The sequence below is a fragment of the Leptolyngbya sp. Heron Island J genome (genome assembly GCF_000482245.1).
In the GTDB taxonomy this organism is placed as follows: domain Bacteria; phylum Cyanobacteriota; class Cyanobacteriia; order Phormidesmidales; family Phormidesmidaceae; genus Leptothoe.
In genome coordinates, this window is the sequence record NZ_AWNH01000063.1 from 1 (window position 1) to 23,304 (window position 23,304).

A 23,304-nucleotide genomic window follows, 5' to 3' on the forward strand; every position below is an offset into this window, starting at 1 on the left:
CTGACGGGGTTACACAACTGCTGAAAGGCCTATAACTTCAGTGGTTAAGAATGGGTAGATAAAAAAAGATAGGCTAGTTTTACGAACACGACCTATCACGACCTATGATACCGTCAATCTACCAAAGCTATCTAGAGAAGAAGCTCAGTGCCCGTCAGTCGTTGTTACTGTCATTGTTAGTCACGGTCGTGCACACGATCCGTGATGTGCGACTAGAGACCATAGCTGAGGCCCTGCCGCTGCCGATTCTATTTGAAAGTCGGCGAAAAAAGTACAACGGTTCCTTATGCTGGGTGCCATGGATGTAAATCGTCTCTGGCTGGGCCTATTCACCGTTTTCCTAAGGCATCAGCAGGTGACTAGAGGTAGCACCGTGTACGTGGCTATCGACCGCACAAGTTGGGGGCAGATCAATTTGTTGATGGTGAGTTTGATCTGGCGAAACCGAGCCATTCCGCTCTATTGGCAACGGCTAAAGAATCTGGGTAATAGCAACCTCAGGACTCAGCGTAAAGTACTGCGAGTAGCCTTATCGAGACTCTCAGACTACAAGGTAGTGGTACTCGGTGACCGAGAGTTTTGCTCGGTAGACTTGGCCTGTTGGCTGGGTGAGCAGCAGTGTTACTTTTGTCTGCGGCAGAAGAAATCAACCCACATTCAGTCCAATAATGATGACTGGATAGCCCTCTCTGAGCTTGAACTCACACCAGGAATGAGCTGTTTTTTCAATCAAATTACGGTCACCGAAAGCAAAGGGTTTGGACCGGTTCAGGTCGCGGGAAAATGGAAGCGACGTTACCAGGGCTTTGCACCTGACGAACCTTGGTATATTCTCACCAACTTCGATAGCCTGGATGCGGCGATCTCAGGATATCAGAAGAGGTTCTCCATAGAGGAACTGTTTCGTGACCTAAAATTAGGGGGCTACTGCCTCGAAAAAACGCGAGTTGAGGGCAGGCGATTTATGACCATGGTGCTCTTAATCGCCATTGCCTATACTTGTGCGACCACTCAGGGACAGCGGCTTAAACAGAAGGCGTTGCAAAAGTATATTGCTAGACCCGAAACTCAAGGCCTTAACCAAAAGCGACACAGTGCTTTTCATGTCGGATTAACCGCTTATCGCTGGGTTCCTTTTTGGCACCGTTGCCACAAACAAGTTCAGGCTTTGATGAGACTCGACCGAAACAAAATTGAGTATCATTTACGAGGGTTAAGAGCTATAGAAGCTGTCCTAGATACGCTTTAGCCGTTGTGTCTCCCTTTCAGGAAAGCCACTAACTGTTCCAACTTGTCCCATGCTGCGCCGCTCGCAATAATCTCTTTGGCCTTTGTCACACCCTGAGCACAGGCCGCCTCAAAGGTATCGCCTGGTACGGCACCCCCTACCTGCAAGGCCAGGGACGCATTTAGAGCTACGGCATCTTGCTGAGCTTGGGTACCCTTACCCTGAAGCACATTGCGTAGAATGGTCATATTTTCCTCTAGCTCGCCACCACGTAGGTCCGCTACGTCAGCCTTCGCCAAACCTAGCTTTTGCGGGTCAAGCACCTGGGCTGACACTTGACCATTGGCTAATACAGCCACATCTGTTGCATCTCCCAAACCAGCTTCATCCAGCCCTTCACGGCCATGGAGTACCATGGCTTGCCCCATGCCCAGCTGGTTCAACGCTGCGGCCATGGTAGAAATAACCGATGGGTCAAACACACCAATTACCTGACTGGTAGGCCGCAAGGGATTTACCAAAGGCCCCAGTAGGTTAAAGACCGTCCGAATTTTTAACGTGCCGCGAATGGGAGCCACCGCCTTCATCGCTGGATGCCACCCGCGGGCAAACAGGAATGTCACACCGACTTCTTTAACGGCTGCCTTAGCTTTTTCAGGAGGCGCACTCAGGTCCACACCTAACCCTTCCAGCACATCAGCAGAACCCACTTTGCTTGATGCTGAACGGTTACCATGCTTGACTACGGGAATGCCTGCGGCGGCAGCTACAAACGTCACAGCGGTGGAGATATTAAACGTAGAGGCACCATCACCCCCCGTGCCACAGGTATCAATACGGGGTGTAGGTAATGAGTCATCAGCCTGCATGCCACCCAAGGACTGGCCCTGTAAGACTCGGGCCATACCTGCTAGCTCATCTGCGGAGAAGCCTTTTGACTGTAAGGCCGCCAGGATCGCTCCGGACATAATGGGATCAATCGCTTCCGTCAACCAGCCCTGCATCAGCGATTCAGCTTGTTCGACTGAGAGGGACTGCTTATCAATGAGCTGCTGTAGCAGACTAGACCAGTTGGTTGTCATTGCAGTAGGGCGTTTACGACTTCAGTCAATAACGCTACTACACAAAGGATTTCAAAAGGCGATGGCGTAGAGCAAACTTAAGATTGATAAGTTCTACCGATCGCCCCGCCAACAGACCAGTGGCAATCATATGGTGATAGTCGGCAACCGTCCATCGGGTTAGGGGTTTGACCATGGGCTTATGGATTAGGGGGTAAAACCTTCACGTTGCTATATCTTACAAAACTATTCTGTTAATCAAAGCCTTCAATGGGAGCAAATCCTTGGCGTTGGATGTTTTCAGTGACTACGCGGGGTTCCATAAACTGGAGGAGATAGTCGGCACCCCCAGCTTTTGAGCCAACGCCGGAGAGTTTGAAGCCGCCGAAGGGTTGGCGAGCGACAATGGCACCGGTGATGCCTCGGTTGATGTAGAGGTTGCCAACTTCAAAGGCGGTTTGGGCTTGTTCTATATGTTCAGGAGTGCGGGAGTAGAGTCCACCTGTGAGAGCATAGTCAGTATTGTTGGCAACAGTAAGCGCTTCTTCAAAAGTCTTTGCTGCGATAACAGCGACCACAGGACCAAAGATTTCTTGCTGAGCGATTTGGGCATCAGGAGAAACTTGGGTAAAGATAGTTGGACCGATGAAGTAGCCAGTAGTTGGGGGTTCCATGGAGAGAGCCATCTCTCCCTCCTGTTTTCCACGCTTGATAAATTCTTGAATCCGCTGCTGAGACGTGGCATCAATCACTGGACCAACCTTAGTTCCAGGAGAATCAGCAGCACCGATATTAAGGGAACGGGTTGCCTCGATCAGTCGTTGCACAAACGTATCGTGAATGTCTTCTAGAACAATCACCCGTGAGCAGGCGGAACACTTTTGCCCACTGTAGCCAAAGGCGGATTGCACCACACCTTGCACGGCCTGATCGAGATCCGCACTGGCATCAATGATGATGGCGTTTTTGCCTCCCATTTCAGCAATCACTCGCTTCAGATGGTTTTGGCCGGGGCTAAGCTGGGCGGCATCGGCATAGATGCGACAGCCAACGTCTCTGGAACCTGTGAAAGCGATCAGGTGAATATCGGGATGCTTGACGAGATGGGCTCCCACGGTGGAGCCTTGGGCGAAGATTAGCTGAAAGACGCCAGGAGGGAAACCAGCTTCGATCAGGATTTCGGCTAGCTTAGCGGCAACGACAGCAGAGTTCTCGGCAGGTTTGAGCAGGGTGCAGTTGCCAGTGACGAGGGCGGCGACGGTCATACCAGTTGCGATCGCAATCGGAAAATTCCACGGTGCTATCACCAACGCAATCCCGCGAGGAAAATAGCGATACCGATTGGTCTCTCCAGGCAGATCGGCAGCCCTACCTCGATCCAAACGCTCCATCTCGTCAGCATAGTAACGACAAAAATCGATCGCTTCTGAAACCTCCGCATCGGCTTCCCGCAGGGGTTTACCCACCTCTAGAACAACCCAGGTGGCCAGTTCTGCCTGGCGAGCGGCCATTAATTCACCCGCTCGGCGCAGGCAGGCAACTCGGTCTGAAGCTGGGGTATGTCGCCAGGTGGTAAAAGCCGCTTTGGCAGCGGCAACAGCTTCATCGGCTTGGGCAGCGTCCAGTAAACCAATATGACCAACGATTTCGTTGGGGCTGGAGGGATTGACGGACGGCACCAGGGTTTCTGTTTGCAAGTACTGGCCATTGACCCAAGGCCAATAGGTTTGACCCAGTTGCTTGCGCACCTGGGCTAATGCCTGCTGGGCTACCTGTCTTGCTTGGGTCTGGGCATAGTCGGTATCGGGGGCATTTGCAAACTGGTTAAGGGCTACTGGCTCGGCAGGCTGGGTGTCGATGTCGGTGAATTCTGGTTTGGCTAAGAGATCGGCTGTGGGTGTAGCTTCTAGCCTTTGGCGCAGGAATGAGGTGTTGGCGGTATTCTCTAGCAGGCGACGGATAAGGTAGGCCATGCCTGGAATCAGGTTGCCATAGGGACAATAGACGCGGACGCGATGGCCGCGATTCACCAGAGCACCCGCTAGTTTGTCGGCCATGCCGTAGAGTACCTGTAGCTCAAGGTGCCGATCAGGAACGTGGAAAGCATTGGCAATAGCGAGGGCATGGGCTTGCGATCTCACATTATGGCTACCAATGGCGGCATAGACCACGCTATAGTTTTCCAACAGCAGCCGAGTCATCCGTTCAAAGTTGGCATCGGTGGAAACCTTATGGCGATAAACCGGCGGTGCCCAGCCGTGCTGAATCGCCTTAATCATCTCCTGGTCCCAATAGGCTCCTTTAACCAGCCTGACGGTGAGGGGGGTACCGCGCTCAGTGAGCCACCGAATAATCTCTTTTAAGTCTTGATAGCTGTCTCGCAAGTAGGCCTGTTGGGTGATGCCAATATCGCTACGCTGACGAAATTCAGGTTCCATCAGCACCTCTTTCAAAATTGCCAAGGTGAGATCTTTATAGACATATTGTTCCATGTCAAAATGGACGGCGATGCCTAGCTCTTCGGCTTTACGCAACAATTTGCGGACGCGCTCACTGACTTTGGCTTGAGTACCAATCGGGTCTAAGGGATCAAACTGGGAATAAAAGGCGGTTAATTTGACTGAAACTTGAGCATTAGGTAGACGTTCCCTAAGCGTAGTCGAAGGGGACGTTTGTTGGCTAGGGAACCAAGCCGCCAGTTGTTCCATTAACAACAGATAGCGGTTGAGATAGTCTTCGGCTTCTGTTTCGGTGACGACGGCTTCACCCAAGAGATCTAGGGTAAAGGTGAGATTTTGTTTTTTGAGGTGGTTTAGGGTTTTGAATACCTGGTCGATGGTTTCCCCTGCGATGTATTTTTTGGCAAGGATAGCGACGGTGGTGGAAAAGGTGGTGGCGGCCAGGTGACCGGGGACTGAGTCGGGTTGGGTAAAGTTGAGCAGTGCTTTAAGGGGAACGGGTAGCTCAACGATGTCTTGGCTTAGATAGTCGCGAATGTGGCGGGCGATTTCGGTTTTGTCGGAGAGCCCGGGAAGGCAGTCGATCAGGCGGAAGAGCTGGACGCGCAGGCCGGGGTTGGCCATGGCGAAGGCGAGGAGCTGATCGTGAAGTTGGATGCGATCGCGAATTTGCCCCAGCCAGCCATGGTGTTCTTTGGTCTGGGCAAGCAGCTCTTTAGCGATGATTTGGGTGGCGGTTTCGTAGGCAGGCGCAGCGGTGGGTGTGGTGGGTGTACCTTGGACGACCATGGGGTGACCTCCGATTGTGCGAGTGCCTATTTCCCATTGTGTTCACTAGCTAAAGTTTTGTTTGTAATTTCTGCGTCTTTGTTGCAAACGGATAGTTTTGTTTACAGAGATGATGACATGGGGCTGGTAGGCCGTGCCGCTGGATTCGGCTTTGCTCCCCCAGATATTCACCTGAGGACTGAGCAAAGTCAAAATCTGCCATTATCAGCCAATCCGCCCCCGAGGGCTAAGCGGAGTCATATATTAACTAGATACACAGTCTGGGCTTAATATATGAGCTATCGCCAGTACAGATTATCCAGACACTAATTTGCTAATCACCAATCCTAAACGATCAAATGAATCGATAACTACTAAACCACATTGGTATGACTACTATGCTGGCTACTCCCACGTATTTACCAGAAGGATTATCGAATCAAGCAATCTCCATAGCACCTCAGTCATTTTAGATCCATGGAATGGATCTGGAACAACTACACTTATGGCATCAATTGCCGGATATTCATCGATCGGGATAGACCTCAATCCAGTCATGAAAATCATTGCAAAGGCAAAGCAAGCAACTCCAAATGATATCGAAGGACTTGACATAAGAGATCTTTTTCTCTCTCCACGAATATCCGTTCAAGACACCATCTCCGATCCTTTAGGAATATGGTTTTCAAGGACAACAATCAATAGTATAAGAAGAATAGAAACTGCAATATTAGCAAATACAAAGAAAAAATCAACCAATCAAGCTGTCAACTCCTTAAACACTAAAAAATGCTTACTATATACAGCATTATTTAAGACTCTTCGATATTATCTAAAGCCTTTTATTCCATCTAATCCAACATGGATAAAAAAGCCAAAAACTGATTCAGACAAACTAGAAATTCGACCAAAAGATATTAAGGAAACGTACCTAAAAATCTTAGATGAAATTTACAATGGTTTAAAAACCAAAAGCAAAAAATGGCCTTATAAACCTAGCCAATTCATTATTGGATCATCATTAGATATTCCATCAAAAAATAGTTCTATTGACTTTGTTCTAACCTCACCTCCCTACTGCACAAGAATAGATTATGGAGTAGCTACACTTCCTGAGTTAGCTCTTTTATCAACAGGTGGAATCAGTGAGATTCAGTTAATTCGAAGAAGCCTAATGGGAACCACAACAGTACCTAAAAAACCGCAATGCATAACCAATGCAATTGGAGAAAAGTGTTTGAGTTTTCTCCATATGGTTAAAGCTCATCCATCAAAAGCATCTAAATCTTACTATTACAAAAATTTCACTCAATATTTTATATCTTTGGATAAATCAATCCAGGAGATCAATAGGGTTCTTAAATATATGGGAAAGTTTGTTTGTGTAGTGCAAGGCTCTTTTTATAAAGATGTGTATTGTGATTTACCAGGAATAGTTATAGATATGGCAGAGAAAAATAACCTAAGGCTAGTAACGCATTCAGAATTTGAGAACAAGCAGAATATGGCAAATGTTAATTTAAAAGGAAAAACCTATCGTAAAAATACGTCCGTTTCAGAAGCAGTTTTGTGCTTTAGAAAAGGAGGTTGATATGACTAAAGAAGACTTGATTCTATCTCTAGAAAAGAAGGTAGATAAGGTTCACACCCAAAGTCTGGACTTATCCTTTAATGAGCTCTTTGCCATGTATAGTGACAAAGAATTGGATATAAATCCAGATTATCAGAGGCTTTTTAGGTGGACTCCCGGAGCTAGATCGAGATTTATCGAATCTTTATTACTTGAAATGCCTGTTCCACCAATATATGTTGTTGAGTCAGAAGTTGGTTCCTATCAGCTTATTGACGGTCTACAAAGGTTTTCATCATACTTACATTTACGTGGTGCACTTGAAGCCAATCACTTAAGCCCTCCCGTAAAAAAAGGTGAGTTTCTAGAACTGCAAGAATGCGATATTGTGACAGACTTAAATGGTTTTACCTTTGAAACTCTTCCTACTTCGCTAAAAATCAGACTAAAGCGAGCTTTTGTACGTGTTGAAGTTGTTCGAAAGGGTAGTGACAATAGATTTAGATATCATATGTTTAAAAGGTTAAATACTGGAGGAGAACCATTAAGTCAACAACAGCTCCGAAACTGCACCATACGAATGCTAGACTCAAAATTTATAGACTTTGTCATAGGCCTAAGCAAAAACAAAAAGTATCAAAAATGTATTGAAAATATTTCCTATACTCAAAGCCTAAATGCCTTTGATCAGGAGCTTGTCTTGCGTTTTCTTGCCTTCAAGAATCATAGGCAAAACTTTGTGCATGACGTTGCTGATTTTCTTACTGAATATATGGAGAAAATATCAGATCCTGATGATAAAGAAATTATTTTTGATTATTCATCAGAAGAAAAAATTTTTGACAAGACGTTTTCTGTTCTAAGTAGGGCTTTGGGCAACAAAGCATTTGGTAGGCATGGCAAAGATAAAATTCAATCAAATTTCTCTGTTTATCACTTTGAAGCAATTTGCACAGGAATACAGGCAGTTTTACAAAAAATAGATGTTGACAATGATTCCCATATTGAACAAGTGAAAAATAAGCTTAAAGTGCTCAAAGCGGATAAGGACTTTATTGCGGCTACGACAGGAGGTGGTAAAAACTCACCAGGACCACTCAAGCGAAGGGTTGAAATAGCCACCAATAAATTATCTGAAATAAATATATGAATTTAGAGAATTTTCAGGCTCAATTGGAAACAGAGCGCGAGTGGAGAGAATCTGAAATCCGCTTTTTAGATAATAATCAAAGGGCTTTAAGCAATGACAACGATAGAAAGTTGATGCGTCGAGCTATTTTGTGTCTTATCTATGCTCATATTGAAGGTTTTGTTCAATTTGCCTTCTCACTTTATGTTGATGAAATCAACAAAGAGAATCTTGTTTGTTCTGATGTTAAACCTGCTATTGCTGCCGCTGCCTTGCATAAGGAATTTAATGCACTTAGAAATATAGATATGAGAAGCAAGCTTCTTAAGAATTCATCTTCAGATGATAAATATCTACGTCGTTTTTCAAGGGATATAGAATTTGTTGAGAATATCGGAGGCTTTTACAGCCATCCAATATCAATTCCTGAAAGTTTTATAGACACTAATAATAATGTTGGCAAGGAGGTTTTAGAAAAACTCTTGTTCCAAGTTGGTCTTGAATATGAGGACTTAAAGAGTATTTATTCACCTTTGACTAGACTACTTAATGTGAGGAATGATATTGCTCACGGCAAGCGTAAAGCAGGAATTGAAGATAAAGAATATCAGATATTTTTAGACTGCTCTCGGAATATTATTAGTTCAATCTCAGGTAGGCTTACAACAGCGTATGGATCAAAAGAGTTTTTAAAGATCCCATCATCTAAGATCTCGGCATATTGAGTATATTCATCACAGTCCGGTGAAATATGGCCTTGTGCAAAATCCTGAGAATTGGCCCTACTCCGGCATTCGACTCTTCAGGAAAAGCGTGGATTGAGGCTGAGCTACCATTAATTGGACAGACATTATAGCCTGCCCACCCTATGCTTGACTCAGCGATCTGGGGCTGATAGCCTACACAATAAGCAACTGACCTCAGTTGTTTTTCGCACCCAAAAAATTAGCTGCGCGAGATGATGGTGCTACCAACACCAACACCCCGCTAACCCTCCAACTGCTACTACCAGTTGGTGAGCTGTGAGCATTTTACAGCCACCCTGATTTTAGTTGCAGGGTGGCTAACTTTTTGGGGGCATTTCCTCCCTGTCGTTTCGTGGTTAAAACCACCCATTAACCAAAGGAAAACGCCCCTATGACCTTCTCAAACCAGGCACCCCAGGTGCCGCCCAGTCTACCTGCCGACTTTTCCAGCAGCCTGCCCCCAGGCAGCTCCATTCGCCATATACTGCTCGGCCATCCCAGCCATATTCGTCAGACCATTCACCTGCTCCACAATCTGCGCTATATGGAAACCAGCCAGTGGAGCCCCCTGATCGAAGTGCCCAATAATCGGCTAATTTTAAGACCAGAGCCAGACGAAGTAATCAGCATGCTAGTCAGACGCTTGTAGACACCTCCTCGCCCCTCGTACCCAGCGTCTCGCTGGGCACGCAACTCTTGCCTCTAGCAACTGCCAAAAGCCAGAGCCAAAGGCTCCATTCTGGTACACCGTAGGAGCGTTGCATGCAACGCTCCTAAGAAGATGGCATCCCCTCATGTCTCACCATAAACCTCATAGGCAACAATCTTATCCCTCAACCGCCCCGCCAACCACTCATTCGCCTCCCCCAACGCCTCTAAAATCATCTCCGCTTCCGCCCTATACCGCCGAATCTTCTCCTGCCGCCAATGCCTCGGCGGCTCCTGCAAATTACTAATCCGATCCGCCAGCTTCACCATCCACACCTCCCCAGGCTGCTGCCGAATCCGCTCCAAACTATCCGCCATCCGCTCTTCCTTCGGCAGCCCCAGATCCTTACTCAACGCCAACACCCCAGCCGCCACCTCCGACCCAAACTCCGACGCCACCCGCTCATAAGTCACGGCAGTATCCTCAATCGTGTCGTGTAACAGCGCACACTGCACCGCCAAATCTGGCTGCTGCACTGTCGGTGTCGCCGCAATCGCTCGCATCACCTCCATTGCCACATTACCCAGGTGATTAATGTAGGGGCGCTCCGTACCTGGCACTCGTTGCCCCCAATGAGCATCCGCCGCAAAATTCCACGCCTTTGTGTATGCATCTGGAGTCCATAGGTTCATAGGTAGTGAGTGATGAGTGTCAGAAACTGATAGCGCTAAACATTCAAACCAGTGAACTAAATTTCCTTTTAGGAGATATTTCTCCTCCCAAAAGGAAATCAATAGGCAACAATTAGGCTAGCGTTTTGCGATAACCCACCATCAACCCACACCCCAACAGTAAGGCAACTGTTGTTGCAGGTTCAGGAACGGATGTTGTTGTCCCAGGCACAAGACTCAGAGCATTAATCCCAATTGCACTGGTAGACACTGAACTGCTAAATGCAACCCTGGCAATATTGGCCTCGTCGCTAGCTACCCCAAAAAAGGCAGCAGAATTATCTAAGGCTAAGGACGATGACCCCGGCGCTGAGAACGTATCTAGAAGATTGCCATCAATGTCAAAGGCAGAAATAAAACCAGTAAATGAGAAAATATCATCCACAGCAATCTGACTGCCAACTGCCGCAACAGGTTGGTCAAAAATCAGTGTGACTGGCCCCGGATTACCAGGAGCCGGTGGGGGTGCAGGCAACAAGCCTGTAAAGAGAATAAAATCTCCATCCGCAAAGTTGGTTTCAATTCCGCCACTAAGGGTCTGAAAAACAAATGGGGGCAAAATCGCTGGGTTAGTTGTTGCCGGAATTTCCACTGTCAACCCTAGGCCTGATTCTGTTGTTGCAGTAAACGAATCACCTAAAAACACGTTAGGATCAGGCACACCAGTAAACACTCTACCCAAACTTGACCAATCCAGACTATCAGTCCCCTGCAGTGCTGACCGATCAGAGACAAACGTAATGGCAGTAGCTGGCAAACTTGCCAGAACAGTACAGGCCATCCCTCCAAGAGCAATGGCAGAAATTTTGTAGGTAGCGTTCATAAAAACGACCAATTTAAGTTAGCTTGACTGGAAAATTTATAGTAGGCAAGTAATTTTAAGCTAAGCCATCACTGACGCGAAGCTACCATTCATTAACGAATCTCAATAGGATAACTCCCCGCCGGATGGGCTGGAGCCACCACTGGTACTCAGTCAGAGGCTGAGTACCAGTGGTGGCTGAGTACCAGTGGGTCCAGTGGGCAGTGGGCAGTGGGCGATGGGCATCTGCCGCAAAATTCCAGGCTTTGATATACACATCCGGAATCCATAGAGTCATTGCAAAATGCCCACAATTACAAATAAAGGTGACCGTCTTACGCCACAATGCTTACAGGCTAGTTACAACAAAAGTATGCCTCCTTGAGGAAATTATCATGGTGTGTTCCCTAATCCAGCGTGTGTCGCCTGTCTGGTTATTGGCCGTTATTTCTGTTTGGGTGGCGATTTCACCACCCACTGCCGCCCAAACCACTCTGCGCATCATGGCCGCCAATACCACAAGTGGTAATTTCCAATCCTACGACCCAGGCGAAGGTACTCGTATCTTTCAGGGTCTCACACCGGATATTGTTCTCATCCAAGAATTCAATATCGGTGACAACTCTGAGAACGACATTGAGGCGTGGATTGACACCACCTTTGGAGAAGAGTTTGTCTACTATCGCGAATACGATGCCCAAATTCCCAACGGTATCATCAGCCGCTATCCCATCTTAGAATCAGGTGAATGGGACGATCCTGCCGTCAGCAATCGCGATTTTGCCTGGGCTAAACTTGATCTGCCTGGTGAGCAGGATCTGTGGGCCATCAGCGTACATTTTCTTACCCGTAGTGATAATACACGCAATATTCAAGCCAATGCTCTGGTTGAGTTTGTTCAAGCGCATGTTCCTGATCAAGACTTATTGGTGATTGGCGGAGACTTAAATACTCGCAATATTACAGAATCTGCGTTGCAAACTTTGGGCAATGTGGTGAATACTCGGCCACCCTATCCAATCGACCAGGACGGTGACATCGATACTAACGCTAGTCGCAGTCGTCCCTATGATTGGGTATTTGCTGATATTGACTTGCAGGAATATGAAGTGCCGGTTGAAATTGGGGAAAATACATTTTCCCACGGTCTCGTGTTTGACAGTCGAGTCTATTCTCCCCTGTCAGACGTTGAACCCATTCGCCGTAACGATAGCGATGCATCCAATATGCAGCATATGGCTGTGATTAAAGACTTTTTTATTCCTAAGCAACGTCTGGGCTCGTCGCCCCTGAGAAGCTGTCGAACAATCACAGAAAATGTGAGTAACGGCGGATGGCGACAGTATTATTTTGATATTCCCAGTGGAACGACTCAGGTAGAAATCCAGCTGATGGCAGCCAACGAAGATCATAGGAGCGATGTCGATCTCTATGTGCGTCAACAGGCAGAACCATCTTTAAGTAGTTATGACTTTCGGCCCTGGCTCAATGGCAGCAATGAGACTGTTATCCTCAACGATCCAACTCGACCAGAGCTAAGCAGCGGTCGCTGGTATATTGGCACTTACGGTTATTTAGGGGGCGAATACTCATTAACGGCTTTAGTGGATAACTGTGAAGCATAAAAGCCTCGACCATGCTCAGCCTACTGCCCTAACATCTGCAGCTTATACAAACTGGCATATAGCCCATCTGCTGCTAACAGCTGATCGTGGCTCCCCTGTTCTACTAGATGGCCTTGCTTCAGCACCAAAATCCGGTCCACATTGCGAATGGTCGATAGCCGGTGAGCGATGATGATGGCTGTGCGATCTTTTAGCAGCGTATTCAAGGCGGACTGAATTTGTGCTTCAGTACCCACATCTAAATTGGCGGTGGCCTCATCCAAAACTAGAATGCCAGGATTGCGGATGGCTGCACGGGCAAAGGCTAACAGCTGTTTTTCACCACCAGAGAGATTGGTCCCCCGCTCCCGCAGCATGGTGTCATAGCCCTGGGGCAGCTTTTCGATAAAGCCCGCAACGTTGGTCGACTCGGCTGCATGGCGGATTTGGGCAGGGGTATACTCTTCACCCAGGGTGATGTTGCTGCTGACATCGCCTGAAAAGAGAAATCCATCTTGCAGGATAATCGCCATGCGTGTGCGCAGGTCTTCTTGGGCCAAATCGCGAATATCAACGCCATCTAGCAAAATCTGTCCTTTGCTGACTTCATAAAGGCGACAGAGTAGGCGAATAATGGAGCTTTTCCCAGCCCCCGTGGGTCCAACTAATGCAACTTTCTCGCCGGGACGAATGGTGAAGTCTAAATCTCGTAGAACGTATTCATCGGTTTTATAGCCAAAGGAGACATGATTAAACCGAATCTCACCAGGGAGTACATTGCCGCGTTGGTCAATGGGTTCGGGGAGGATTGCTGGATCATCAATGTCTTTGATTTCGATGGGTTCATCTAGGAGGTCATTTAACCGCTCGACGGCGGTAAATCCGGCTTGAATGGCAGTGAATTTGTCGGCAAACTGGCGTAGTGGTTCGAAGAGACGCTGGGCAAAGAGGATAAAGGTGGTGAGGGTGCCGATTTCCATGTTTTCACCGAGCACTAGCCAGCCACCAATACCTAGAACGATTGCGATCGCAACCAGGGCAATCCACTCTAACGTAGCCGACACTGCCGAATCATAAAAGATCGTACGATCAACTGCTTGCATATAGCGCTGGTTAGTCGAACGAAACAGATTGGCATTAAAATTCTCTCGCCGGAACAGCTGCACCACTTCAATTCCGGCAATATTCTCCTGCAGATTAGCATTCAGCGCCGATAGTTCTTCTCGGGCCTGATAATTGGCCTTACGATATTGCTGCTGAAAATAAACAATAACTGCCGTTACTGGCACCAACAAAAATATCAGGCTCAGGGCCAAGCGCCAGTCGATCAACAACATGATCACCACCGACACTAAAATCGAAAACATGTCGCTAAAAATGCCGATAGCCCCGGTGGAAAACACATCGCCTAAAGCATTGACATCGCTGGTCAAACGCGTAATTAATCGACCCACAGGCGTGCGATCAAAAAATCGCATCGATAGCGCTAATACATGGTGAAACATGTCATTACGAATGTTGCGCGTAATATCCTGTCCCACCTTCTGCACTAAAAAACTCTGCCAGCCGTCTAACGCTAGCCGAGTCCCAATGCATAGCAACAGCAACATAATCAGAATGTTTAAACCATCCTGTAAAGGTCGCGCCACCAAAAAATCCCAGGCACCAGTCTCTTGATTAATCAGCGAGATCGCCTGACCAATCAGAACAGGTTGCAATGACTGGGCAAAGGCCAGGGGCACTAGCAGCAGCAGCGGTAAAACGAGATTTCTTTTCTCGCGAAGAATGTAGGGAAGCAGACGCTGAAACAGCTGCCAGTCGTAATTAGCGCCTTTTTGAACGGTAGATACTGAAGAAGAAGCCATAAGGGATTGATGGGTCTTTTAGAGCGGAGGAGGTATGGGGGAGGATGTTTGATGATTGAAAAAATATCGTTATGTTAGCTGAGCACAAATGCAGAGAAGTTTTAGGAGGCCAAACGGTAACAAAATTGTAGTAGCGAAATTATTTCACAGTTGCTTTTCCCCTTTAACAGGAGCTGCTGAGCATACACATCTCAAATTGAGGTGCAAAATCCTGAATTACCTCCTTTAACTCTCCCTTAGTCAGGGGGACTGAAGTTACCCCCTGACTAAGGGGGGTAATACAACCGTAAATGCCATGTCCAATCACTTGTGTGTATACCGTAACCTCTAGAAGGGGAGGTACTGTAGGCAGAGGCATCTCAACACTTGACCAGGCTACTGCCCCCTTAGTCAGGGGAAAAAGCGATTGTCAACTCCTTCAATCGACAGACTATCTCCACCTAATTAATTCATTAAAGACACGATAGCCTAGGCCGCCACCATAGCCTGCTGACGAATCAAGTCGACATACTCACTCAGATTATCAACATTGAGCCGGTAGCTGAGCGGATGGGCTACTAATCGCGCTGTGCTTTCAAACAACACTTCTAGCTCCATCAGGTTGTTTTCTTTTAAGGTGCGTCCAGTGGAGACTAAATCTACAATTGCCTCGGACATGCCGGTAATGGGGCCTAACTCAACCGAACCATACAGGGGAATAATTTCAACGGGTAAATCAATACTCTGAAAGTAACGACGGGCGCTGTTGACAAATTTGGATGCGACGCGGCAGTGAGGAGGCAAATCGAGGGCAGAACGGTAGGGGCCATCTTTTCTAACGGCCACAGAGAACCGGCAATCGCCAAAACCTAAATCTGCTAGCTGGGCAACCTTAGGTTCTTTTTCGTAGAGCACATCGTAGCCCACCACTCCCAGCTGGGCCTGACCATATTCGACATAAACGGGCACATCCTGGGCCCTAACCAGCAGCCCCTTAGCCCGACCGCTGCTTTCAACAATTTGCAACTGCCGGTTACTGCTATCTAAAAATCCACTAAAGTCTAACCCGACCCCCTGTAGCATCCGGATCGTATCTTTGAGCAACGAGCCCTTAGGTAGTGCGACGGTAATCATTTGGGGCGGCAGGGTATAAAGTCTGTAGTTATCTTAACAATTTACTTAACAAACAAACGTCATCGGTCGTTCTGGATTCTCTACGGTCGATGTCATGCCGGACCAATGGCCTGAGCGGCGGCTTCAGCTGCGATCGCAACATGGGTCCAATGAGTACCGCCCTGACAATAGACCACATAGGGCTCCCGCAATGGCCCATCTGCCGACAGCTCTGAGGTACTGCCATCGATAAAGGTTCCCCCCGCCATCACCAACTGACTGTCATAGCCAGGCATCCCAGCAGGCACCGGATCAACATAGGCTTCAATCGGCGAATGCTGCTGAATTGCGCGACAAAAAGCCACTAGCTTATCCGGATCTGCTAACCGAATCGCCTGAATCACATCCCGTTGCCCAGCATCCACTGCCGGATTCACCCCATAGCCCAGCTGGTCAAACGTATGGGCCAGCAAATAATTTCCCTTTAAAGCTTCACCCACCATCTGGGGAGCTAGGAACAGCCCCTGGAATAGCAACCGACTTTGATTAAACGTCGCCCCGCCCGAACTACCAATCCCTGGTGAAGTCAGACGGCAGGTAGCCGCTTCCACCAAATCGGCACGTCCGGCCACATAGCCGCCAGTAGTCGCAATCGTCCCTCCAGGATTTTTGATCAGCGAGCCCGCCATCAAATCGGCACCCACCGCCGTGGGTTCTTGAGTTTCTACAAACTCGCCATAGCAGTTATCAACAAAGCAAACCGTGTCCGGATTTTGAGCCTTTACCGAGCGCACAATTCGCCCAATGTCCTCAATGGTTAAACTAGCTCGCCAGCTATAGCCACAGGAGCGCTGGATCAGCACCATTTTTGTATTGGGGCGAATCGCAGTGGAGAGGCCTGACCAATCTACAGTGGCGGCTGGAGTCAAGGGCAATTCACGATAGCTGACCCCAAACTCCTTCAGCGAACCTTGCCCATGACCACGCACACCAATCACTTCCTCTAGGGTGTCATAGGGGGCTCCAGTCACAGCCAGCAGCTCGTCCCCAGGCCGCAGCACCCCAAATAACGCACAGGTAATCGCATGGGTACCTGATACAAATTGCACCCTAACGGCTGCCGCCTCAGCCTCAACCAAGGTCGCAAATACTCGATCCAGGGTTTGCCGTCCTAAATCATCGTGTCCATATCCTGAAACCCCGGAGAAATGATGCGTTCCCACTTTATGTGCACGAAACGCCGTCAATACTCGTGCAACATTTACCTTGACCTGGGAGTCAATTGCGTAAAAAATCGAAAATAGTGCTTGTTCTGTTGGCTGCAATGTCTTCAGGCTATTCACTCGCTCACTTGGGCTAATTGCGCGGGTTTAATTGTGACGCAAGTTGGCCCCTACGTTAACGCTGAGATTTTTACATGACTGTTGCAAACGTTCCAAAACCACCTATTAACTGGCCTACAGCCATCTTTATGGTTGCTGTACACAGCATTGCCTTACTAGCATTTTTACCAGGAAATTTTAGTTGGAGCGCCCTAGCTGTGGCGCTTTTTTTACATTGGCTTACAGGCTGTTTGGGGATTACCCTGGGATGGCACCGTCTGGTTGCCCATCGCAGCTTTAAAACCCCCAAGTGGGTGGAATATTTTTTTGTATTTTGCGGCAGTCTAGCTTGCCAACACGGTCCCATCGAATGGATTGGTCTACATCGTCACCACCATGCGTTTTCTGACCAGCCTGTCGATCACCACAGCTCCACAAAGGGCTTCTGGTGGAGCCACATGGGGTGGATTTTCCATGAAGTACCTGCTGATAGCGATGTACCCCGTCTGACGAAGGATATTGCCAACGATCCGTTCTATCTATTCTGTGAACGGTATTTCCTGCTGATGCAAATTGCCCTGGGCTTATTGCTGTACGCCGTTGGTGGTTGGCCATTTGTCCTGTGGGGCATTTTTGTGCGTCTGGTGGCGGTTTACCACTGCACCTGGTTTGTTAACAGCGCCACCCATAAGTTTGGTTACCGGACCTACGACGCGGGTGATTACTCCACCAATTGTTGGTGGGTTGCTGTAGTTACCTATGGTGAAGGTTGGCACAATAACCACCACGCATTTCAATTTTCTGCACGCCATGGCTTGAAATGGTGGGAAGTTGATGTCACCTGGATCACCATTCAGCTGCTGGCTAAGCTGGGGCTAGCAACCAAGATCAAGTTGCCCAAGCAGGAAGATATGCAGCAGGCGGCTCTATCAACTTAGGGACCACTACTTAGGGGCTGAGCGTAAACTATTGCCGGGTCGTCAGAATGGCACCACCGACTAGCCCGGCGATTAATACCGCTAAAATCCTCAAGGACGTTGACAAGAGCAGCCAAAATCCGGAGATGGCTAGCAGTATGGCGATCACGATCAATAACCCCAGCCAGCCAGAGGCGGGGAGATGGCTGTATTGCTTCCATTGATGGCCAGTCCAACGCCACAACCGTCGATAGGGATGGGCTCCTGATAGCTGCTCCAGGCCAAACCCGCCATCTCGAATCACATAAATTTGCTGACAGCGATCGCAACCAAATGCCTCAGTCAGCGTAATGCCCTGAATTTTGCCCCGATGGCGACACGTCGGACAGGGGTAAACTTCACTCAAATCTATTTTTTGAACCAGCTTTTGGGAGCGCAGGGCTCGGTCCTTAAAAAATTTTCGGTTGCGCAGCACTTGCTTGAAGAGAGGGGGTTAGGGACTGGAGCGAAATGTAAGACCATTGGGCAAAACCACCCCGAGCGGCCAGATATGTAAAATTCAGGCGTTGCTGAGCCGAACTATGATTTCATCTGCAAGATACTGATATATGGCGTTTCTAACAGATCGGTTCATCCTCTAAATCAGCAGCGGCAAATTCAAGTGCTAGATGCGAAAACGGTCTGTTACATTTTCTCCCTCATTCCAAAGTAGCGACTACTTTTGTGAATGCGAGCAATTGTTAAGATCGATTTTAGAGTTGTTACAGGTTGTAACGTTGTCTGACTTCAATACTATCTATTGAAAAAAAAATCCCATAGCTGCGTCCACAGACTAACCGTTTTCAAAAAACTCCCAGTAAGATATATGCGTGGGTTGCTAGTTTTAACGTTGGATTAACGCAATTTTTTGCGATTTCTGCTGTTTTGACTTTGCTACCCAACATGGCATTCGACCTTGGTGAGCTACCGGCGGTCGTATTGTCGTATCTCCTTATAACTCCTGTGATTTGGGTGGATTTGATCCACCCTTTTTTTTTAACCCCGATCAGAGTTAAGGGGTGACGTCGATACTTCATCCGTCCCCTTCACACATTAGATGCTAGATTAAGGATTTGAATGCTACTCAGGGTTTATACCAGCTATTACCGTTATTCCAGACTTTCACTCACGTCCCTATTAGCTTTATATTGTCTAGGCTTTGCCTGTGAGGCAGCCGCCAGAACTTAGTCGATGGCAACCCCGTTTGATATCACTCTGCAAATCGTACTAGCGGTCCTAGCCGGTATCACTGCCCAGGTTGTCGCTGAGTATTTTCGGTTACCTAGCATTATTTTTCTACTCAGTTTAGGCGTAGGGTTAGGGCCTGACATGCTAGGGGTGATCGAGCCCAAAGTGCTTGGCACTGGGCTCGAAGTCATCGTCTCTCTATGTGTCGCCCTAATTTTATTTGAGGGCGGTCTCAACTTAGAACTGAGGGCATTGGGTCAAGTATCTGGCAGCCTACGCAACCTGATTACCATCGGCACGTTTATTACTTTGCTCGGTGGTGGCATGGCGGCCCACTGGTTTGGTGAATTTCCCTGGCCGTTGGCATTTCTCTATGGCTCCCTGGTAGTCGTCACCGGACCAACAGTGATTACCCCACTGCTACGCCAGGTACAAGTTGAGAAAAAAGTCGCCACTATTTTAGAAGGCGAGGGTGTGCTGATTGACCCTGTCGGGGCGATTTTAGCCGTGGTGGTGCTGGATATCTTACTCAACGGCGATACCGACGTTGGCTTTATTGTCGGCGGGCTAGCCCAGCGGTTGAGCATTGGTGCGGTGATTGGTGGCGTTGGCGGTGCTTTGCTGGGGCAATTTTTAAAGCGGGCCGATTTTTTATCAGAGGAACTGCGTAACTTGGTGGTTCTGGCTAGCGTCTGGGGACTGTTTGGCCTGGCCCAGGAAGTGCGTGGCGAATCGGGGTTGATGGCGACTGTCACCGCTGGCCTGGTGTTGCGAGCACTCTCTGTGCCAGACGAACGACTCCTGCGACGGTTTAAAGGTCAGCTAACGGTATTCTCGGTTTCAGTACTGTTCATTTTGCTGGCGGCGGATCTGTCCATTGACAGTGTGTTTGCCCTCGGTCTGGGCTCTGTGTTTACGGTGCTAGCCCTAATGCTGGTGGTGCGTCCGCTGAATATCTATGCCTGTACCCTCAATAGCGATCTCAACTGGCGGCAGAAGCTATTTTTGAGCTGGATTGCGCCGCGTGGCATCGTGTCAGCGTCGGTGGCATCCTTGTTTGCCATTTTGCTCACTGAGCGGGGCATTAACGGGGGCGACTCGATTAAAGCTCTGGTCTTTTTGACCATCATTATGACGGTGTTTATCCAGGGACTCACGGCCCGTAGCGTGGCTAAGTTTTTGGGAATTAGCCAGGCCGATGCGACCGGAGTAGTGATCGTTGGCTGCAACCCCGTAGGCCGATTAGTGGGTCGTTTGTTTAACCAGCAGGGTGAATCAGTGGTGATGTTTGACACTGATGAAGAGGCCTGCGAATTGGCTAGAAAGGATGGACTGCGGGTGTATTTGAGCAGTGCATTGGATGCTGAATTATTGGATGAAGCTGGACTGAGTTCCATTGGCACCTTTTTGGCTTTGACCACCAATGGCGAAGTCAACTCCGTGGTAGCTGAACGGGCAGCCGAAGAATTTCAACCACCTCGGGTTTTAGCAGTGCTGCCCCGTAGTGATAAAGAGGCAGAGCCTAAACCAAATGGCAAAGGGGGTAAGGTCAAGCCGACTCCCCTCGCGATTAGAACCTGGAATACGTATCTGAAAGATGATGCTGCTGAGCTAAAAACAACCCAGCTCCAGTCCGAGGAATTTGATAAGCAGCGAGAGCAGCTGAATAAATTGATTGGTAGCGGCGATCTGTTACCCATTACCCTAAAGCGGAATGGCAAACTGGATGTGGTTCTGGGTCCAGTTACCTGGCAACCGGGAGATACAGTGACTTATTTGATGCATGACCCGACACCGCAGCTGCTCAAACGGTTATCAGGGGGAAAACGCACTGGTCGGTTGGTCACGGATACGTTACCACCATCTACGGAACCAACTCCTGGGCCAACGGTAGCTGAGTCAGATGGCAGCACCGCTGCAGAACCAGCCAAACCTCAGGATCAATCCTCCGATAGTGTGCCAACGCCGTGAGTGCGATCGCTCCTCTGTCACAACTTTTTCCCAAATTGTCTATGCTGATCTCAATATTTAGATTGATTAGGTAGATTGATTAGATTCCCTGTGTTTTCTTTACTGATCAACCAAGTAGCCCCTTGCACTTGGAAATAGTGCTCTCAATGCGTCATGTCTAACCATCCCGAGCTAGCTTCCAAGCGTTCATCCCTGACAACCAAGGCCCTACGTAAAATCAGGGAGATGTTAACCAGCCCTTACGGTGTGGCTGCGATCGCATCACTCAGTTTTCACGGCATTCTGTTTGCCGCCATGCCGCGCTTTTCATCCGCCTCCTTCGCCGCCTTTAGTGAGGATAGTGCAGCCGCTGAACCGCGCACAGTCCCCCTCGTCACCCTTACCCCTGCAGAACAAGGACGACTCCCCGATTTCAATCGACCACAGCTGCCAGCAATTCCCGACATTAGCTCACGTCCTCCCACGATTAACAGCCTGCCGAATGCCAGTACGCTCAATCGCCCTAATGTCCCTAATATTTTTAACCGCTCCAACAGCCAGATCACCACTCCATCCTTTAGTAGGCCCAGCCTACTAAACCGTAATCGCCCATTCCGTAATCCATATATTCCGAGGCCTAATCTTTCGATTAGGAATACACCCTCTAGATCAGAGCAAAGCAGCGATCGACGCACCGCAGCTATTACCAATATCCCGGCTCCTCCTCCCAGCGTGATCGTCAACCCAGAGACCGATCCAGAGCAATCAGCCAGTAATTTAGAGCCTGACCAACAGCAACCTCCTGCAGCTGAGACACCTGAAACTCCAGCGGGATTGCCCGAACTACCGGAGCAGTCTGAACAACCATCAGAGCCTGAAGATGAGACTCCAGAAATTGCAGCCAACCCTGGCTCAGACAGCCAACCCAGTCGTCTGGAGAGACTACAGGCTAAATTTAACTACGACCCGACTAACACTACTCCTGAAGAAGTTGAAGCTAACTATCAAGCATGGGTGACACCTGCCGAAGAAGAAGAGGAGGCTGAACTCACTATCGCAATTGCGGAAATAGGAGAGTTAAACCTGGAAGCCAAGTCTAATCTCTGTGCGGCTAATCCACCTATGAATGGAGAAGTTGGTGTTTTAGTAGCCCCAGATGGTACCCCCAGTAATCCGACCGTTCTCCGCAGCACAGGCTATGAGTATCTAAATCAAGCCGCCATTGACACCTTAATGAATAGCGAATTTCCGGAAACAGAAACAGCTGTACGCTATCCATTTGAGGTAATTGTGAATTATGATGCCGAGACCTGTAAAAGTGCTGAGGAGATTTTGGAAACCGTACGCACCAACCAGCAAGAGGCGGCTGCAGAAGACTCTCAAGCACCTCAAGAACCTTAAATCCGTCGGGTCAGGGTCAGACCATGGCTGTCAGTGCCACAGGTACTGAGTAGCTCATAGGCATTGGCCAACTTTTCAACCCGCTCAGTTTTTTCGGGTGTTGGTCGCCATTCCGCCGGATGATCATAGGCGTAGTAGGTTTCGACACCATCAATACCCAGGGCGGCTGCCGCTGGGATCAGTTCTTCAGGAGAACGACGATAGCGGACTGGATGGGCTAAAACAGCTATACCGCCAGCCGATTGAATAGCCTGGATCACAGCTTGAGCCTGCCGTTGATCACCACTGGGAGCACCGCCTTGCACATAGCCTCTAAAGGCTTCATGCTGCGGATTAAACGCATAGCCCAAAATATGCACATCCACCTCTAGCAGGTTGGCCGTAATTTCGATGCCACACCAAAGCCTGGGCAACTTAAACTGGGACTGCTTAGCAGACCAGGTCGATGGATGATGCCAGCGCCAGTTTTCCAACCACCGACAGGCCTGCTGATATCCTCGAATAGTGTGGTGGTCAGTAATCGCAAATCCCTTTAGCTGCAAGTTAATTGCTTGTTCCATCAGGTCGCCGGGGCTCAGCTTCCCATCAGAACAATGGGTATGCATATGAAAGTTGTAGTAGTGGGGGCAGCTTTGGTCAGTAATCTGCTGAAAAATGTTTTTTAATTCTTGAGCAGCTTGACTAGTGGGATAACGCGAACCGGAATTGGCAGAGGGCTCAGCCATGGATAGAGCTTAAAACTATTGCATGATACTAATATACCCAAGCCTCCTGAAGCCTAAG

At 48.5% G+C, this 23,304-nt stretch carries 21 protein-coding genes; 10 read left to right on the forward strand and 11 right to left on the reverse strand.

Features of this window, described 5'->3' with window-relative positions; genetic code table 11:
* Window positions 1-104: 104 nt before the first annotated feature.
* On the forward strand, window positions 105-308 hold the full coding sequence (locus N836_RS74750) for a hypothetical protein (protein ID WP_071789022.1): 204 nt from the start codon (window positions 105-107) through the stop codon (window positions 306-308).
* Complete coding sequence (locus tag N836_RS57405; protein ID WP_051394517.1) at window positions 299-1,249, forward strand: IS4 family transposase; 951 nt, start codon at window positions 299-301, stop codon at window positions 1,247-1,249. The genes N836_RS74750 and N836_RS57405 overlap by 10 nt, the downstream gene beginning before the upstream one ends.
* On the opposite strand, the gene trpD is transcribed toward N836_RS57405, so the two are convergent.
* From trpD to pruA, 3 genes are read right to left on the reverse strand one after another with little or no spacing between them, the layout of a single operon-like run.
* Window positions 1,246-2,310 carry an anthranilate phosphoribosyltransferase gene (gene trpD / locus N836_RS57410; protein WP_023073894.1) on the reverse strand — a complete coding sequence of 355 codons (1,065 nt, stop codon included), beginning with the start codon at window positions 2,308-2,310 and terminating at the stop codon, window positions 1,246-1,248. The genes N836_RS57405 and trpD overlap by 4 nt on opposite strands.
* A gap of 37 nt (window positions 2,311-2,347) precedes the next feature.
* Window positions 2,348-2,485: a hypothetical protein gene (locus N836_RS75960; protein WP_023073895.1), complete on the reverse strand. Its 138-nt coding sequence runs from the start codon at window positions 2,483-2,485 to the stop codon at window positions 2,348-2,350.
* 58 nt (window positions 2,486-2,543) lie between these two features.
* The gene (pruA, locus tag N836_RS57415; protein WP_023073896.1) at window positions 2,544-5,537 is read right to left on the reverse strand and encodes an L-glutamate gamma-semialdehyde dehydrogenase; all 2,994 of its coding nucleotides are present in this window, start codon (window positions 5,535-5,537) and stop codon (window positions 2,544-2,546) included.
* A gap of 310 nt (window positions 5,538-5,847) precedes the next feature.
* Between pruA and N836_RS57420 the strand changes: the two genes are divergently transcribed.
* From N836_RS57420 to N836_RS57435, 4 genes are all read left to right on the forward strand, one after another.
* Window positions 5,848-7,107: a DNA methyltransferase gene (locus N836_RS57420; protein WP_031293216.1), complete on the forward strand. Its 1,260-nt coding sequence runs from the start codon at window positions 5,848-5,850 to the stop codon at window positions 7,105-7,107.
* Window position 7,108: 1 nt separating this feature from the next.
* Window positions 7,109-8,236, forward strand: coding sequence for a GmrSD restriction endonuclease domain-containing protein (locus tag N836_RS57425; protein ID WP_023073898.1), 1,128 nt, complete (start codon window positions 7,109-7,111; stop codon window positions 8,234-8,236).
* Entirely contained in the window at window positions 8,233-8,940 is a 708-nt protein-coding gene (locus N836_RS57430) for an MAE_28990/MAE_18760 family HEPN-like nuclease (RefSeq protein WP_023073899.1), read from the forward strand. Before N836_RS57425 ends, N836_RS57430 begins: the two co-directional genes overlap by 4 nt.
* A 412-nt stretch (window positions 8,941-9,352) precedes the next feature.
* Window positions 9,353-9,610: a hypothetical protein gene (locus N836_RS57435; protein WP_023073900.1), complete on the forward strand. Its 258-nt coding sequence runs from the start codon at window positions 9,353-9,355 to the stop codon at window positions 9,608-9,610.
* Between the two features lie 143 nt (window positions 9,611-9,753).
* Here N836_RS57435 and N836_RS57440 read toward each other — a convergent pair whose 3' ends face one another.
* From N836_RS57440 to N836_RS57450, 3 genes are all read right to left on the reverse strand, one after another.
* The gene (locus N836_RS57440) at window positions 9,754-10,302 is read right to left on the reverse strand and encodes an HD domain-containing protein (protein WP_023073901.1); all 549 of its coding nucleotides are present in this window, start codon (window positions 10,300-10,302) and stop codon (window positions 9,754-9,756) included.
* 112 nt (window positions 10,303-10,414) lie between these two features.
* Window positions 10,415-11,164, reverse strand: a complete 750-nt coding sequence (locus tag N836_RS57445) for a PEP-CTERM sorting domain-containing protein (RefSeq protein WP_023073902.1) — start codon at window positions 11,162-11,164, stop codon at window positions 10,415-10,417.
* An 82-nt stretch (window positions 11,165-11,246) separates the two neighbouring features.
* Window positions 11,247-11,441 (reverse strand): hypothetical protein, encoded by a 195-nt coding sequence (locus tag N836_RS57450; RefSeq protein WP_023073903.1) that lies wholly within the window; start codon window positions 11,439-11,441, stop codon window positions 11,247-11,249.
* A gap of 97 nt (window positions 11,442-11,538) precedes the next feature.
* On the opposite strand from N836_RS57450, the gene N836_RS0138535 reads away from it, so the two are divergent.
* Window positions 11,539-12,768: a pre-peptidase C-terminal domain-containing protein gene (locus tag N836_RS0138535; protein ID WP_023073904.1), complete on the forward strand. Its 1,230-nt coding sequence runs from the start codon at window positions 11,539-11,541 to the stop codon at window positions 12,766-12,768.
* Between the two features lie 20 nt (window positions 12,769-12,788).
* Here N836_RS0138535 and N836_RS57455 read toward each other — a convergent pair whose 3' ends face one another.
* From N836_RS57455 to N836_RS57465, 3 genes are all read right to left on the reverse strand, one after another.
* Window positions 12,789-14,612: an ABC transporter ATP-binding protein gene (locus N836_RS57455; protein WP_023073905.1), complete on the reverse strand. Its 1,824-nt coding sequence runs from the start codon at window positions 14,610-14,612 to the stop codon at window positions 12,789-12,791.
* 468 nt (window positions 14,613-15,080) lie between these two features.
* A complete protein-coding gene (hisG, locus tag N836_RS57460) occupies window positions 15,081-15,725 on the reverse strand; it encodes an ATP phosphoribosyltransferase (protein WP_023073906.1) in 645 nt (214 codons plus the stop codon).
* 92 nt (window positions 15,726-15,817) lie between these two features.
* A complete protein-coding gene (locus N836_RS57465) occupies window positions 15,818-17,047 on the reverse strand; it encodes a methionine gamma-lyase family protein (RefSeq protein WP_023073907.1) in 1,230 nt (409 codons plus the stop codon).
* A gap of 74 nt (window positions 17,048-17,121) precedes the next feature.
* On the opposite strand from N836_RS57465, the gene N836_RS57470 reads away from it, so the two are divergent.
* Window positions 17,122-17,964: an acyl-CoA desaturase gene (locus N836_RS57470; RefSeq protein ID WP_023073908.1), complete on the forward strand. Its 843-nt coding sequence runs from the start codon at window positions 17,122-17,124 to the stop codon at window positions 17,962-17,964.
* 28 nt (window positions 17,965-17,992) lie between these two features.
* Here N836_RS57470 and N836_RS57475 read toward each other — a convergent pair whose 3' ends face one another.
* Window positions 17,993-18,418 (reverse strand): hypothetical protein, encoded by a 426-nt coding sequence (locus N836_RS57475; RefSeq protein ID WP_023073909.1) that lies wholly within the window; start codon window positions 18,416-18,418, stop codon window positions 17,993-17,995.
* 755 nt (window positions 18,419-19,173) lie between these two features.
* Here N836_RS57475 and N836_RS57480 point away from each other — a divergent pair.
* Together N836_RS57480 and N836_RS57485 are read left to right on the forward strand one after the other, a co-directional pair.
* Window positions 19,174-21,141: a cation:proton antiporter gene (locus N836_RS57480; protein WP_023073910.1), complete on the forward strand. Its 1,968-nt coding sequence runs from the start codon at window positions 19,174-19,176 to the stop codon at window positions 21,139-21,141.
* Window positions 21,142-21,294: 153 nt separating this feature from the next.
* Complete coding sequence (locus N836_RS57485; RefSeq protein ID WP_023073911.1) at window positions 21,295-22,521, forward strand: energy transducer TonB; 1,227 nt, start codon at window positions 21,295-21,297, stop codon at window positions 22,519-22,521.
* On the opposite strand, the gene N836_RS57490 is transcribed toward N836_RS57485, so the two are convergent.
* Window positions 22,518-23,246, reverse strand: a complete 729-nt coding sequence (locus tag N836_RS57490; RefSeq protein WP_023073912.1) for a PHP domain-containing protein — start codon at window positions 23,244-23,246, stop codon at window positions 22,518-22,520. The two genes, N836_RS57485 and N836_RS57490, sit on opposite strands and share 4 nt — an antisense overlap.
* Window positions 23,247-23,304 lie beyond the last annotated feature (58 nt).

Coding starts and splice junctions, on each gene's coding strand:
- N836_RS57440 (WP_023073901.1), bottom strand. CDS start 10,302: ATGAACCTATGGACTCCAGATGCATACACAAAGGCGTGGAATTTTGCG.
- N836_RS57445 (WP_023073902.1), bottom strand. CDS start 11,164: ATGAACGCTACCTACAAAATTTCTGCCATTGCTCTTGGAGGGATGGCC.
- hisG (WP_023073906.1), bottom strand. CDS start 15,725: ATGATTACCGTCGCACTACCTAAGGGCTCGTTGCTCAAAGATACGATC.
- N836_RS57485 (WP_023073911.1), top strand. CDS start 21,295: ATGTCTAACCATCCCGAGCTAGCTTCCAAGCGTTCATCCCTGACAACC.
- trpD (WP_023073894.1), bottom strand. CDS start 2,310: ATGACAACCAACTGGTCTAGTCTGCTACAGCAGCTCATTGATAAGCAG.
- N836_RS57425 (WP_023073898.1), top strand. CDS start 7,109: ATGACTAAAGAAGACTTGATTCTATCTCTAGAAAAGAAGGTAGATAAG.
- N836_RS57435 (WP_023073900.1), top strand. CDS start 9,353: ATGACCTTCTCAAACCAGGCACCCCAGGTGCCGCCCAGTCTACCTGCC.
- N836_RS57455 (WP_023073905.1), bottom strand. CDS start 14,612: ATGGCTTCTTCTTCAGTATCTACCGTTCAAAAAGGCGCTAATTACGAC.
- pruA (WP_023073896.1), bottom strand. CDS start 5,537: ATGGTCGTCCAAGGTACACCCACCACACCCACCGCTGCGCCTGCCTAC.
- N836_RS74750 (WP_071789022.1), top strand. CDS start 105: ATGATACCGTCAATCTACCAAAGCTATCTAGAGAAGAAGCTCAGTGCC.
- N836_RS57430 (WP_023073899.1), top strand. CDS start 8,233: ATGAATTTAGAGAATTTTCAGGCTCAATTGGAAACAGAGCGCGAGTGG.
- N836_RS75960 (WP_023073895.1), bottom strand. CDS start 2,485: ATGGTCAAACCCCTAACCCGATGGACGGTTGCCGACTATCACCATATG.
- N836_RS0138535 (WP_023073904.1), top strand. CDS start 11,539: ATGGTGTGTTCCCTAATCCAGCGTGTGTCGCCTGTCTGGTTATTGGCC.
- N836_RS57450 (WP_023073903.1), bottom strand. CDS start 11,441: ATGACTCTATGGATTCCGGATGTGTATATCAAAGCCTGGAATTTTGCG.
- N836_RS57480 (WP_023073910.1), top strand. CDS start 19,174: ATGGCAACCCCGTTTGATATCACTCTGCAAATCGTACTAGCGGTCCTA.
- N836_RS57405 (WP_051394517.1), top strand. CDS start 299: ATGGATGTAAATCGTCTCTGGCTGGGCCTATTCACCGTTTTCCTAAGG.
- N836_RS57490 (WP_023073912.1), bottom strand. CDS start 23,246: ATGGCTGAGCCCTCTGCCAATTCCGGTTCGCGTTATCCCACTAGTCAA.
- N836_RS57470 (WP_023073908.1), top strand. CDS start 17,122: ATGACTGTTGCAAACGTTCCAAAACCACCTATTAACTGGCCTACAGCC.